General features: G+C 48.6%; 14 protein-coding genes and 1 other RNA gene. 4 read left to right on the forward strand and 11 right to left on the reverse strand.

The genetic code is table 11. From position 1 onward, the window contains the following. From ACWA6V_RS06095 to ACWA6V_RS06140, 10 genes are all read right to left on the reverse strand, one after another. Window positions 1-468 (reverse strand): hypothetical protein (locus ACWA6V_RS06095; RefSeq protein ID WP_449521643.1); only part of this gene is annotated, 468 nt, incomplete at its 3' end. Between the two features lie 149 nt (window positions 469-617). After that, window positions 618-1172, reverse strand: coding sequence for an NUDIX domain-containing protein (locus ACWA6V_RS06100; protein WP_449521644.1), 555 nt, complete (start codon window positions 1170-1172; stop codon window positions 618-620). 20 nt (window positions 1173-1192) lie between these two features. Then, the gene (locus ACWA6V_RS06105; protein ID WP_449521645.1) at window positions 1193-1510 is read right to left on the reverse strand and encodes a DUF3301 domain-containing protein; all 318 of its coding nucleotides are present in this window, start codon (window positions 1508-1510) and stop codon (window positions 1193-1195) included. Window positions 1511-1652: 142 nt separating this feature from the next. Next, on the reverse strand, window positions 1653-1862 hold the full coding sequence (locus ACWA6V_RS06110) for a cold-shock protein (RefSeq protein ID WP_039912329.1): 210 nt from the start codon (window positions 1860-1862) through the stop codon (window positions 1653-1655). Window positions 1863-2148: 286 nt separating this feature from the next. Further along, on the reverse strand, window positions 2149-2523 hold the full coding sequence (locus ACWA6V_RS06115; protein WP_449521646.1) for a hypothetical protein: 375 nt from the start codon (window positions 2521-2523) through the stop codon (window positions 2149-2151). Window positions 2524-2559: 36 nt separating this feature from the next. Next, entirely contained in the window at window positions 2560-3075 is a 516-nt protein-coding gene (locus ACWA6V_RS06120; RefSeq protein WP_310068086.1) for an MgtC/SapB family protein, read from the reverse strand. Between the two features lie 21 nt (window positions 3076-3096). After that, a complete protein-coding gene (gene ubiH / locus ACWA6V_RS06125) occupies window positions 3097-5637 on the reverse strand; it encodes a 2-octaprenyl-6-methoxyphenyl hydroxylase (RefSeq protein WP_449521647.1) in 2541 nt (846 codons plus the stop codon). Beyond that, entirely contained in the window at window positions 5634-7157 is a 1524-nt protein-coding gene (locus tag ACWA6V_RS06130) for an ArnT family glycosyltransferase (protein WP_449521648.1), read from the reverse strand. The genes ubiH and ACWA6V_RS06130 overlap by 4 nt, the downstream gene beginning before the upstream one ends. Further along, window positions 7144-8472, reverse strand: a complete 1329-nt coding sequence (pepP, locus tag ACWA6V_RS06135; RefSeq protein WP_449521649.1) for a Xaa-Pro aminopeptidase — start codon at window positions 8470-8472, stop codon at window positions 7144-7146. Before pepP ends, ACWA6V_RS06130 begins: the two co-directional genes overlap by 14 nt. Window positions 8473-8490: 18 nt before the next feature. After that, complete coding sequence (locus ACWA6V_RS06140) at window positions 8491-9105, reverse strand: UPF0149 family protein (protein ID WP_449521650.1); 615 nt, start codon at window positions 9103-9105, stop codon at window positions 8491-8493. Between the two features lie 230 nt (window positions 9106-9335). Between ACWA6V_RS06140 and ACWA6V_RS06145 the strand changes: the two genes are divergently transcribed. The 4 genes from ACWA6V_RS06145 to ACWA6V_RS06160 all read left to right on the forward strand — a co-directional run bounded on the left by ACWA6V_RS06145 (window position 9336) and on the right by ACWA6V_RS06160 (window position 10848). Then, window positions 9336-9542 carry a TIGR02449 family protein gene (locus ACWA6V_RS06145; protein ID WP_133680147.1) on the forward strand — a complete coding sequence of 69 codons (207 nt, stop codon included), beginning with the start codon at window positions 9336-9338 and terminating at the stop codon, window positions 9540-9542. 11 nt (window positions 9543-9553) lie between these two features. Next, entirely contained in the window at window positions 9554-9853 is a 300-nt protein-coding gene (locus ACWA6V_RS06150; RefSeq protein ID WP_449521651.1) for a cell division protein ZapA, read from the forward strand. Window positions 9854-9980: 127 nt separating this feature from the next. Beyond that, window positions 9981-10157, forward strand: a non-coding RNA gene (ssrS, locus tag ACWA6V_RS06155) — 6S RNA. Between the two features lie 34 nt (window positions 10158-10191). Beyond that, on the forward strand, window positions 10192-10848 hold the full coding sequence (locus tag ACWA6V_RS06160; protein WP_449521652.1) for a 5-formyltetrahydrofolate cyclo-ligase: 657 nt from the start codon (window positions 10192-10194) through the stop codon (window positions 10846-10848). Between the two features lie 499 nt (window positions 10849-11347). Here the strand turns inward: ACWA6V_RS06160 and ACWA6V_RS06165 are convergent. Beyond that, a partial coding sequence (locus ACWA6V_RS06165) for a chitobiase/beta-hexosaminidase C-terminal domain-containing protein (protein ID WP_449521653.1) occupies window positions 11348-11911 on the reverse strand: 564 nt, incomplete at its 5' end.

Below are 11911 nucleotides of genomic sequence, written 5' to 3' on the forward strand. Positions count from 1 at the left end.
GGGTTCTGGCACTTTCGCCGCTCGCGCAGCTGCCGCTATAGCCTCCCCTTCAGCTCCGGTTTTAATTCTGGCCACCATGCCACACATACCGGCACGAATATCTTCCGGTTTTGCCACGGTGCGCCGATTCAGTTTTGTGCGAATGCTGACATCCGCAGCTGTACCCTTGTTAACCGCAGTGAGGTAGATCAAAAATGGATGACGTCCATTTTTCTGTTCAATGGTGAGAGTACCTTGGGCCGCGGTTGATTCCTCACCCAACACATTAAAGCCATCTGCTAGCGCAATCATGCGCAATTGGCCCAGCGCGCTGGACGAACTAAGATCATTAATCGTAGTGGACGTTGAAAATTCTGCGCCATTGCGAGGATCACCTTCAGCAAGGAAGTTTTTTTCACAGGTATTCGCACTTATTTGTACGGTAGTTGCCAACAATATTATTGATGTTATGAACGGGATAACTTTCATTGAGATTTCCTTTTATCAATTAAATCTTGGTACACGCGGGCATGACCATTAACTCTAAACAGGGCTGGATTGCCAGTCTGTAAAAAAGTGTAGCTCGCCTTAATCGACTCAAATAGTTTTTTATCCTGCTAGCCTGTGGATGCGAGCAACTAACCCAAAGCAACACGCAACAAAGCGGCGACAGAAATACCATCGGTAATCTCACCACGCTTTACCATGTCAATGGCATCAACAAGCGGTAACTTTTTAACTTCTATATCTTCAGTGGCCTCAAGCTGTTGCTGCCCGGGAAATAAATCGCGCGCAACAAACACCACACAAAATTCATCAGTGACTGAATTGGACAAATGCATGGTCATTAACTGCTGCCAATTATTGGCCTGCAAACCTACCTCTTCTTCCAATTCACGCTGTGCTGCATTCAATGGGCTTTCGCCTTGCGGACAGCCGCCTTCCGGAATTTCCCAGGTAAATTGATTGAGTGTATAGCGGCTTTGTTTTACCAGCCAGGTGTTGCCCTCATCATCGATTGGCACTACACCGATTGCGGTATTTTTAAAATGCACAACACCGTAGATACCATCGGTACCTTTAGGGGTTATGACTTCTTCGTGGGAAACTTTTAGCCAGCGATTTTCGTAAACAATTGACGAGGTTTTTGTTTTCCATCCGCCGACTTTTTCGCTGGGGAATTTTTGTGTCATGTGCAATCCGGAGTTGAAAATCAGTGGACGCGATGTGGGTCGAGTTCGACCTGAGTAATGCGCGAGCCAAGCATAATCACGCGACCAAAATAGCGATCTGCACCTGATACAGTGAATTCAAAATAAAACGCGCGCCAGAGCGATAATTTTCCCAGTTCATTGCGCTTGAACCACAAGCGTCGCAGATAGACGTTTTCATCCAGCAACTGCACTTGCATTTCTTCGCAACGTTTTTGCGCTGCGTGATAAGCGCGATCTTTAACGAGCAGGGCACCGCGCCAGTAATAAATAAAAATGGCGATGCAGGTGAGCCAAACAATGGATTGCAAATCAAACATGAAGGAAAAACCGGCAACGAGGGCAACAAAAACCCATCGCTCAAAAAAGAGTGGAAGAAAACTACAAACAGGATTACACCAAGTCCTTAAAACAGCAAAGGGTGATTGATTACTCAATCACCCTTTTCGGAACTCACTCAAATTAGAGTGGAGTTACGTTTTCTGCTTGTGGACCCTTTTGACCTTGGGTTACTTCGAAAGTCACTTTCTGACCTTCTTTCAAGGTTTTACGGCCGTTGCCGTTAATTGCACGGAAGTGTACAAATACATCTGCACCACCTTCACGCTCAATAAAACCATAACCCTTGTCATCGTTGAACCATTTAACAACACCAGAGACTAGATCTGACATAGCTTCCTCATCTTGCATCTAAAACGTCAGCGTAGCTGACCGAACAAAAAAACCGACTTTACTAAAAGCCAGAGTGAAATAGCTTGAAATAAAGCTATTGCTCAGGTCGTGGTACGTCCAAGTGTCTTGAGCAAGCAATCGGTTGTCTTACAAAAGTCTAGTCTTGGGGCGGATCTCAATCTGTAGCAGTTCAAAATTAAAACACTAAGCCTTATCGAGTCAAGCAGTTATCTGCGAATTTAGCGATTATCGACACTTTTTGTAATGCTGTGTAAGAGGCACACAATTAATCGGGCATTTTTCGGTTGTCATCGCTTTGTTTGCCATTATTTTGTGCAGATTTCGCGGTCGCTTTACCCAAGGTTTCGTGCAAAAACAGTGCAAGCGGAATTAAAGTAAACCCAAGTATCATCACGTGGCGCTTAATGCTTTGAAATTCGTAACCCTGCTTTGCCAATTGATAACACGCCAGCGCCCAGGCAGCCGCCGCAAAATATCCCCAGCGTTGTTGTTTGAAAACGCCCCAGGCAATTGCTGCAGTGACGCAGGCTAAAAATAATCCGTAGATATTAAGAAATGAAATAAAACCGGCAATGGATGCAACTAAAATAATTAATAGGAGGCCATTTAATACGTTTGCAACAATCAGGAGTTTTGACATAAATACTTCTTTAAAAATGTTACTTTTCTACACCAATTAATCAGAACTGGATTTACCTTTACCGCGCCAGTCCTGATACTTTTTATGCACGCCGCGAGTAAACGCCTGCGAGTAGTCCTCAAGGAAGTCCACACCCACCAGCACTAGAATAACTACCAGCGATAATTTGATCGCGACCATGTTGTAGCCTATCGCAATTACCACGCCGATAGACGCCAGCATCCAGATAGTGGCCGCCGATGTAACACCCAGCACAAACCCATCGCGCGCCAGCATCACCCCTGCACCGAGAAAGCCAATACCGGTAATCACCTGCCCGATAATACGCGAAGGATCTGTGACCACTTTTTCCGGGCCCGCCATGTGGGCCGAAACATACAGCGATGCCGCGATAAAAATATAGGTGCCTAGCGTGATCAGGGAAGAGGTGCGGATTCCCACCGGCTTGCCGCGCAATTGGCGCTCGATACCGATAATACTCCCGCACAGTAGCGAGGTTCCAATCGCGTGCCAATCAAAGGGCGTGACCGACAGTATCGCCTCTACATCCATAGACTCACCTCAAGCGCCGACTCAAGAGACACCCAGCGCAGTATTGATAATGATTTTTTTAATCGCTGCCACTGAGTTTAGTTGGCGCATGCCAGTATTGCGCAACCAATTTACGGCCAGGCTGCGATTGCCAAACAGACGCTTGAAGCCTTCCATTGCTGACATCATGCCCAGATTACTGGCGAGCCGCTGGCGCTGGTAGCGGCGCAGGATCGAATAGACCGGAATCGGTATTGGGCGCGCGAGGGCACGCTCGATTTCTTGCGCAAGCGCGATCACGTCGAGCAAACCTAAATTGACTCCCTGACCCGCCAGAGGATGAATGTTGTGTGCCGCATCGCCAACCAATGCGATACCGGGCTGGATATAACTAGTGGCATGACGCTGGCGCAAAGGGATTGCGTAGCGTTTATCGCAAGCGATAACGCGACCAAGGCGCGCCTCAAATGCAGAGGTTAAACGCGCACAGAAATCTTCATCATTCAACGCTATTAATTCCGCGGACAAATCATCTTCTGCTGACCAGACGATCGAGCAACTATGTGCATCGCCATTATGCTGCAGCGGTAAAAACGCCAGCGGCCCTGTGTGCATAAAGCGTTGCCACGCGGTGAATTCGTGCGGCCGCTCAGTGCGTACCGTAGTGATAATCGCCTGCTGGCCGTAATCCCACTCGCGCGTAGAAAATTCTGCAAGTTCGCGCACTTTAGATTGCGCTCCATCGGCGGCAATTAATAGCGGAGCCGTAATTTCGTTACCGTTGGATAATTGCACACGCACGCGAGGAAACTCGGCTTGTGCAGGAATAACTTGCGCAACGGCAACCGGTTGGATAAGAAAAATATTCTTATGCTGTGCCATGCGTTCACGCAATTGATTCACAACCACTGAATTCTCAACAATATGGCCGAGATAGGATTGCTGCACATCGGCGCAATCAAATTCAATCGCCGCTGTACCCTCACCGTCCCAGACTTTCATTTCGCGATAGGCACAGACACGTTGCGCGACTATGTCATCCCAGCAGCCGATATCTGCTAATAATTTTTGCGATGCATGCGTAAGTGCAACTACACGCGGATCAAAATGATCGCCGCTAAAATGTTGTACATCACTGCCAGCTTCGATTACGGCAATACGCAAGTTCTGTGCAACATCACTTTGCGCAATCGCGCAAGCGAGCGACGCTCCGACTAACCCAGCACCGACAATAATTACATCGTAATCAGGATTATCTGTTTGCTTGGAGTGCTTATTTCCAGCAACAGCCGCGCTGCTTTTATTTATTGTTTTTTCGTCAGAAAACTCATCCAATAACCACCGAAATTGGCGACCGGCAGTGCCCATTGTCTGCGCGATAAATTGGTTTTTAATGAGAGGAATAGATTCGATGCTTAATAAGCCCAGATGACGTATAGCGATCAGAGGCAACTGATCGCTGGAAAACAGCCGCACTAATTTATCGCTAAATTCAATCGTAATTTGCTGGTCAAGCGATTGTTTGTGGAGATAGGTTTGCAACACCTCCAAATCACCCGGAGATTTATTTTTTTCTATTGCCTCGCGCAGGGTTTCCACCAAACAGACACAATCGCGCAACGCGAGGTTAAACCCCTGCCCCGCCACCGGGTGTAAAAAATGTGCAGCGTTGCCGAGCAAAACCAAATGCGAACGGATTTGTTCTTCGGCTAACACTAGCTGCAGCGGATAAGCATGACGTTTGGCAACGCGATTAAATCGACCTACGCGAAAACCAAATCGCTCCTGCAACTGCACAAGAAAATCCACATCATTCAGAGCCAGGATTTCATCGGCTTGCGCCGCAGGTAATGTCCAGACCAATGCTGATTGTTGCGCATCCCTGGATTCACCTAAAGGCAAAAGCGCAACTGGGCCATCGGCTGTAAAACGCTCGTAGGCAACGCCATGGTGTGGCTCGGAAAATTCGACATTGGTAATGATGGCGGTTTGGCCATAAGCGCGTACTTGCGTTCCTATGCCCAGCGATTTGCGCAAGGGTGAATCGCCACCATCGGCGATCACAGCAAGTGCTGTTTTTAGTAAAAATTCTTGCGCGTCAGTTTTAACATTCACCAGTGTGCAATCTTGTTGTGGGGTTAACGCAGTTACAGTAGATGAAGCAAAACACTGGATATTGTGTTGCGCTTGCACATGGCCTAGCAACACTTTCCCCATCCAGGCATTCTCAACCACATAGCCTACAGCATCGAGATTATTTTCTTTTGCATCGATCACACCGCCCAGAAAATGGCCGCGATCGGATACATGCACCTGTGCAATAGGCGTGATGTGTTGCTGCAACAAATCCCACAAACCCAACTCGCGAAAAATCGCAACAGTGCCGTATGAGAGCGCCGTCGAGCGCGCATCAAAACTCGGCTGGAAATGCATTTCATCCGCACCCGCAAATGCCTGCGCTTCAATCAATGCAATACGTAAGTGTGGTTGGCTGGCAGCAAGCAAACTGGCGAGGCTAGTTCCCACCATGCCGCCACCAATAATGACGATATCAAAAGTATCTTTTGGGATTACAACGTTCATTGCCGATCCTTATATCCTGCCACACACACAGAGCTCTCAACCAAAGGGGCGGCAATTAACTGGCGCACGGTTACCATATTTTTATAATCACAGGTTGCGACCAGCCCATTTACCAAATTTGCATCAGCGAGCCTGGCAACCTGAACATCAATTCCTTTTTGTTTTTCAAGCTGAGCATAGAATCTGAGTTCCGGATTGTAGTCAGTGAAGCCTGCTGTATTGTCCGCCCCGTCATCGACAACAATTATGCGATCGGGCATCTGCCCAGCGGTGTGCAAATGATTAAATAGAATACCGTATTGACTGATATGGGTTTTATCTTTCGACTTTGCGGGTAAACTTATTGCATTCCTATAAACAGAAACAATCACAGGCAAAGCAATAAACATAACAAGAAATGCTCGCCAGTAATTAATAGGAACCGGCACCACTTTTATAGCATCAACCAAAGCTATAGCGGCAGCTATGCACAGCAAAGGAATCACCGGAATCAAATACCAGTGAAGTTGTGTCTCAGCAGTGGAGAGCAGGATGAAAATTCCTGCGCCCGATAAAAAGGTTATCTGTGCAAGACGCTTGCGTGCGACATCCGCCCCCAACAGAGAATAGCCAAGCAACAATAAAAACAAGCACCCGGGTACCCATTGCTTAAGCAGTTCATGTAGATAAAACCAGGTACCTTTGTAGTGTGATTCATTGGTTTCATTGTAGCGACCACCCAACTCATTCATCCATACTGCTTGCAAATAACCAGTGTCGTAACTTTCACGGACTATGTAATAACTCGCGCAAATTACGCAGGAGAATGTTGCCACTAACCACCAGCGCCAATCACTAATAACATTTAGCAACTGCCCCGTTAGCAGTAAAAATAAACACAGGCCTATTACACCAAAAAAACCCGCAGGTCCTTTGGTCATTACCGCCAACACCAGAAAAATTCCTGTGCTTAACATCCAGACTTTTTTTTGCCGCCCTTGTTGCGCTAATGCTTGCCAAACACTCAACACATACCCGGTCGTAAATAACGCAAGAAGTGTATCAAAATCACCGGTGTGAGCGCCGTGAATGCCCGTGTAACCCTTGGAACTGAGCAAGAGCGCTGCAGCGATTAGCGCAGCCAATCTATCACGCAAACCAAAACGTACAGCAGCCCAAACCATAATCAGCGTTGCAGCGGCGGCTAATGCGGAGGGCAGACGCAAAGCCAATAAGGGCGGCAAATCCAGCTTCATTAAGCCCGCAATCAGCCAAATTAATAGCGGCGGTTTGGTGTTCCAATGATCAGGGACGCCTTCGTAGGTTGGCACAAGCCAACCAGCACCGAGCGCCATTTCCAACGCGTTATTTGCATTGCGGCTTTCATCCCAATATTGCATGGGTAGGCCTTGATAGTTCCAAAGCAATGCAATTAATGCCGAAATGACTAATACGCCAATACAAAATGCATCAACTAACCAGGGAGCAACTCTCCATGTATTTACTTGATAAAAATCGCCAGTACCATCAAGCGTTCGCATAAGTCCCTGCCATCAAGGCTTCAATTTCCGCAACGGTTTTCGGCACGTCTTTCGTCAATACTTCGTTGCCATCTTTGGTGATAACAACATCATCTTCAATGCGAATACCAATCCCGCGCCATTTTTTGGCGACGCGCTCGTTATCCGGCGCAACATAAATACCTGGTTCTACGGTCATCACCATGCCCGGTTCGAGTACACGCCATTCGCCGCCGACTTTGTAGTCGCCAACATCGTGCACATCCATTCCCAACCAGTGGCCGGCGCGATGCATATAAAATTCTTTGTAAGCTTCACTTTTAATTAATTCGCTCACATCGCCTTCAAGCAAACCAATTTTTACCAAGCCTTCGGTGATGACACGCACTGTGGCTTCGTGAGGATCATTCCAATGCTTACCTGGCTTACATTCAGCGATGGCTTCGAGCTGGGCTTGCAAACAAATGTCGTAGAGGGCTTTTTGTTCGGGGGAAAATTTTCCGCTGACAGGAAAGGTGCGGGTGATATCAGCGGCGTAATAATCCAGTTCACAACCAGCATCGATCAACACCAGATCACCGCTTTTTAATGGCGCAGAATTTTCAATGTAATGCAAAATGCAGCCATTTTTTCCACCACCGACAATGGTGTTATACGCAGGAAAGCGCGCGCCACTCATTTGGAACTCGTGCAGGATCTCAGCTTCGAGTTGGTATTCCATCACGCCCGCTTTACTGGCTTTCATGGCGCGCACATGGGCGCGTGCAGAAATTTCGCCCGCTTCTTTCATCACACGTAATTCGGCTGCGCTTTTAAATAAACGCATGTCATTTAAGAAATGGCTTAAATCCAAAAATTCGCCGGGTGGGGTTGCACCTGAGCGCACTTTGGCGCGGATGGTGTTGACCCAGTCCATCACATGTTTATCGAATTCGCTGTCTTTACCCATGGAGTAATAAACGCGCTGTTTGCCCTCAAGCAAGCCCGGTAAAATTTCATCGATATCGTCGATAGGAAATGCATCGTCCGCTTCAAATTCACTGCACGCACCTTCGGGACCAGCGCGATAACCGTCCCAAATTTCGCGTTCGCGGTTTCGCTCACGCACAAACAAAACATATTCGCCGTGCTCGCGCCCGGGAATTAATACCAGTACCGCTTTGGGTTCTTCAAAACCTGACAGATATAAAAAGTCGCTGTCCTGACGGTAGTGATATTCGGTGTCGCGGCTGCGCGGGCGCTCGGGCGCGGCGGGTACTATGGCGATGGAGTTGGGCTCCATATGCGCCATCAAGGTTTTGCGGCGGCGGACAAATTCAGCTTTGGAAATTCTCATAGAGGCACTCGCAAACAATTAATGCAATTGATTCGACGCTGGCGCCATGCTCGCAGGATTTACGCCTTCAGCATGTTCGGCAGAAAATTCAAAATAAAGTGAGTTGACGACCACGCGCACATACTCGGTGACTTCCATGTAATCCGCCTCTGCGCTGGGCTCGTCCTCTTCGTCATCAGCCTGGATTTGTACGATGTTCGCCAAGTCCTGGAGCATTTCTTCAAATTCTTCGTTGATCACACGCTTGCCCTGGTGATCAACACTGCCGAATCCGGTGAGGAACCCGTGGCACCATTCGCTCAGGGCGCGCACGCGATCATTGAGCGTGTTGTCATCGTCCGGCAGCATGAGTTTCAAACTGAACTGGCCGCGCAATTGATCGCAGGTGGTGTGGTACAAGCGGCTTAGGGCGATGCGCACTTGCTCGTCGGGGGCGGCGATAAAATCGAGGAATTCAACCGCTTCCAACAGCCAGTTGATCTCACTCAAGGTCGCGCCGCCAGCCAACTTGCCACACAACAAACCGTGCAGTTCGGAGGGGCTATTGAGGGTGCCAAGGGGCGCCAACAGGTTGGCCAGATCGTCAAAATTCAGGGGAGTGAGCAGTTGTTCGGGGGAAGTTGTATCGGTCATAGAGGCCTCTCATCACAGTGGATGAATGCTATCACGATTGGCTTGGGCGACTCTGCAAACTTTTTATATAGCGATTTATAAGGTTGACGCGGCTCAAGTAAAACCTGTTTGTTTATCATTTGATAACAACCAACTTCTCGAATTCACATTAACTTGGGCTGCGCGATTGACCACCCGCCGAGCGCGCAATATAGTGGGAGACCCGCGCTATTTATTGGTTATTTATTATCATGTCTGACGATCTGTTACTCGCCCTCGAAACCAAGCTGGATAAGCTGATCCTGCTGTGCAATCGCCTGCAGCAAGAAAACGCCGAACTCAAAACCCGCGAAAGCGAGTGGCAGCGCGAGCGAGTGCGCCTGATCGAGAAGAATGAATTGGCGCGCAGCCGCGTAGAAGCCATGATCACCCATTTACGTAATTTGGACGCAGAGTAATCGAGGCATCAATGAGCAACGAAACTGTTTTTGTAAAAATCCTCGATAAAGAATACCAGGTCGCCTGCCCGCGCGAAGAGCGCCAGGCATTGGTGGAATCGGCGCAATTACTCGATGAGCGAATGAAGGCGATTCGCGGTACCGGCGCGGTCATCGGCCTTGAGCGCATCGCGGTAATGGCCGCACTCAACCTTAGCCATGAATTGTTACAAGCGAAAAATAGCAGTGCAGGCACCGGTGGCTCAGCCAACCAAAGTGATTTGCTGCGCCTGAATGAAAAGTTGGATCGCAGTTTGGCCAATCTGGGTTAAAAGCGAACACAAGCGCAAACCGCACTTTTTTGCCAGCCCCGTTTAAGACGATTAACAGCTAACCGGTTAACTAACCCAAGCATAATTTCATTTGCGGAAGGCCGGTAACCTTGGGTTATACTGGCGCCACGCCCTGGAATGTTTGCAAACCGACAAGTCCTTGAGCCGATTTCCACAAAACTGGTGGTGTCTCGTTGTGTTTGGTGTGCATGTCCGCCTGACGGAAAGCCTTAAAAACCACAGGTGCTACCTCCTTGAACCTATGGGTTCAAGGCCAGCTTGGTTGCGGCATTTCGGGGTCTCTTAACTCACTTCTGTGTTTTTCTTTAAGGCTATTTATGGCCGATTCGTTTGATTCCCAAACCGACCAACCACTCAATAATCTCGCGCTGGCAAAAAAACAGCTGCGCAATGAATTGCGTGCGCGCCGCCGCGCCCTTAATCCAACCCAGCAAATGCAGGCATCACTGTTTCTGCTGCGCCATTTAATGAAACTGCCGCAATTTATGCGCGCGCGTAACGTGGCGCTGTATATAGCTAATGATGGCGAGATAGATCCCGAGCCCATTGCCAGGCAGCTGTGGAAAATGGAAAAACACTGTTTTTTACCGGTACTGCGCCCGGATAAGCGCAAGGATTTGTGGTTTGTTGAATACACGCCTGATGCGCTGCTCACTAAAAATCGTTTTGGTATTCCCGAACCAGACTTCCGCTCACAGCACAGGATGTCGGCACAGTTGTTAGATGTCGTGTTGATGCCGCTGGTGGGATTTGATCGTACTGGAGCGCGCTTGGGGATGGGGGGTGGTTTTTACGATGCGACCTTCGCCTTCAAACAGAAACTCTCGACAGGAAGTAAAACACCCGCTGCAAAACCGGTGCTGATTGGCTTGGCGCACGCATGCCAGCAAGTCGAATCACTTGCCACAGACACTTGGGATATTCCGCTGTTTGCCATTGCGACCGATAAAGAAATTATCCTCACGCACAACTAAGCTTGGCGCCCACACGCAGAAAATCACCCCCACAAAAAACAACTCCCGCCGAAGCGGGAGTTGTTGTCGAAAATTCCGTTTACTCGCCTGTTACTACTCAGAGGTGGATTCTACGGCGGCCTCTGCAAATGACACTAACGCGCCTATATCCAACAGGGTTACACATACTCCCAAGCAAAACAAAAAAATTACAACGGAGAGAACATCGACTTTCATGGTTGTAACCTTGCGCAATATTATTTTCGAAAAAAACAACAGCCCTTACGTCAACCACAAAACAGCCCGAGGCTGTGACGTGGGTAAATAATAGGCAAGGAATACTAATAATGAAACACGACTAGTGGATAAAATCGCAAAAAACAGCACAAAATCGCAAAAATAATGCGTTTTTCCCGAGGTTTTTAACGGTTTTCAGCAGAGGGAGTTAAAAAAGACTAGAAAAGCAGGGGTTTTTATTCGGTGATGTGGGAGCCACTGCGCATCCTTGCGCAGGCGGATGTCAATTACGTTGCTTCGTTTCAGCGGTTGTTACACGGCTAGTCACCTCACCCACGCGGGCGCGTAACAAGACTTCAGATTTACTCACAGCGTGCTCACCCGTGTATGAATTCCAGCTTAAGCCATTGTCGATGCTGAACTCAATTGCCAAACCCGGCAACGCTGTATTCGCCAACAATTTACCGTCGTCGACTACACCTCCGGGCGGCGGCAGATAAAAATCGCCACCCAACACAGCCAACTTCGGCAATTCTTTTACGCTTAATTGCACCGCGAATGCAGCCCAATCAGCAGTGCGTGCAGCGGCATCCGGTCTATCACCTTCCCATGCCGCTTTGTGCCAGGCGCGCTCGGCGAGTGGAATTAAACGTGGATAAATCATTTGCTCCATCTGCGCTCCTGTGCGGATAGTTTCAGTCCACACCTGCCCTTGCATTCCACGCAAATTCTCCGGTTTTTCCAGCGCGGGCATAGCACGACCTACGAGCGCCTCCAGATTTTCAATCGGTGCACCGTTGCGGGTTTTATCGGCATTGGCGTAGAGATTATCCGGCATAAAACCAAA

The organism is Cellvibrio sp. (genome assembly GCF_053579595.1).

Excerpts from the sequence above, each read along its gene's own strand:
- ACWA6V_RS06100 (WP_449521644.1), bottom strand. The coding sequence starts at position 1,172 with ATGACACAAAAATTCCCCAGCGAAAAAGTCGGCGGATGGAAAACAAAA.
- ACWA6V_RS06105 (WP_449521645.1), bottom strand. The coding sequence starts at position 1,510 with ATGTTTGATTTGCAATCCATTGTTTGGCTCACCTGCATCGCCATTTTT.
- ACWA6V_RS06110 (WP_039912329.1), bottom strand. The coding sequence starts at position 1,862 with ATGTCAGATCTAGTCTCTGGTGTTGTTAAATGGTTCAACGATGACAAG.
- ACWA6V_RS06115 (WP_449521646.1), bottom strand. The coding sequence starts at position 2,523 with ATGTCAAAACTCCTGATTGTTGCAAACGTATTAAATGGCCTCCTATTA.
- ACWA6V_RS06120 (WP_310068086.1), bottom strand. The coding sequence starts at position 3,075 with ATGGATGTAGAGGCGATACTGTCGGTCACGCCCTTTGATTGGCACGCG.
- ubiH (WP_449521647.1), bottom strand. The coding sequence starts at position 5,637 with ATGAACGTTGTAATCCCAAAAGATACTTTTGATATCGTCATTATTGGT.
- ACWA6V_RS06130 (WP_449521648.1), bottom strand. The coding sequence starts at position 7,157 with ATGCGAACGCTTGATGGTACTGGCGATTTTTATCAAGTAAATACATGG.
- pepP (WP_449521649.1), bottom strand. The coding sequence starts at position 8,472 with ATGAGAATTTCCAAAGCTGAATTTGTCCGCCGCCGCAAAACCTTGATG.
- ACWA6V_RS06140 (WP_449521650.1), bottom strand. The coding sequence starts at position 9,105 with ATGACCGATACAACTTCCCCCGAACAACTGCTCACTCCCCTGAATTTT.
- ACWA6V_RS06145 (WP_133680147.1), top strand. The coding sequence starts at position 9,336 with ATGTCTGACGATCTGTTACTCGCCCTCGAAACCAAGCTGGATAAGCTG.
- ACWA6V_RS06150 (WP_449521651.1), top strand. The coding sequence starts at position 9,554 with ATGAGCAACGAAACTGTTTTTGTAAAAATCCTCGATAAAGAATACCAG.
- ACWA6V_RS06160 (WP_449521652.1), top strand. The coding sequence starts at position 10,192 with ATGGCCGATTCGTTTGATTCCCAAACCGACCAACCACTCAATAATCTC.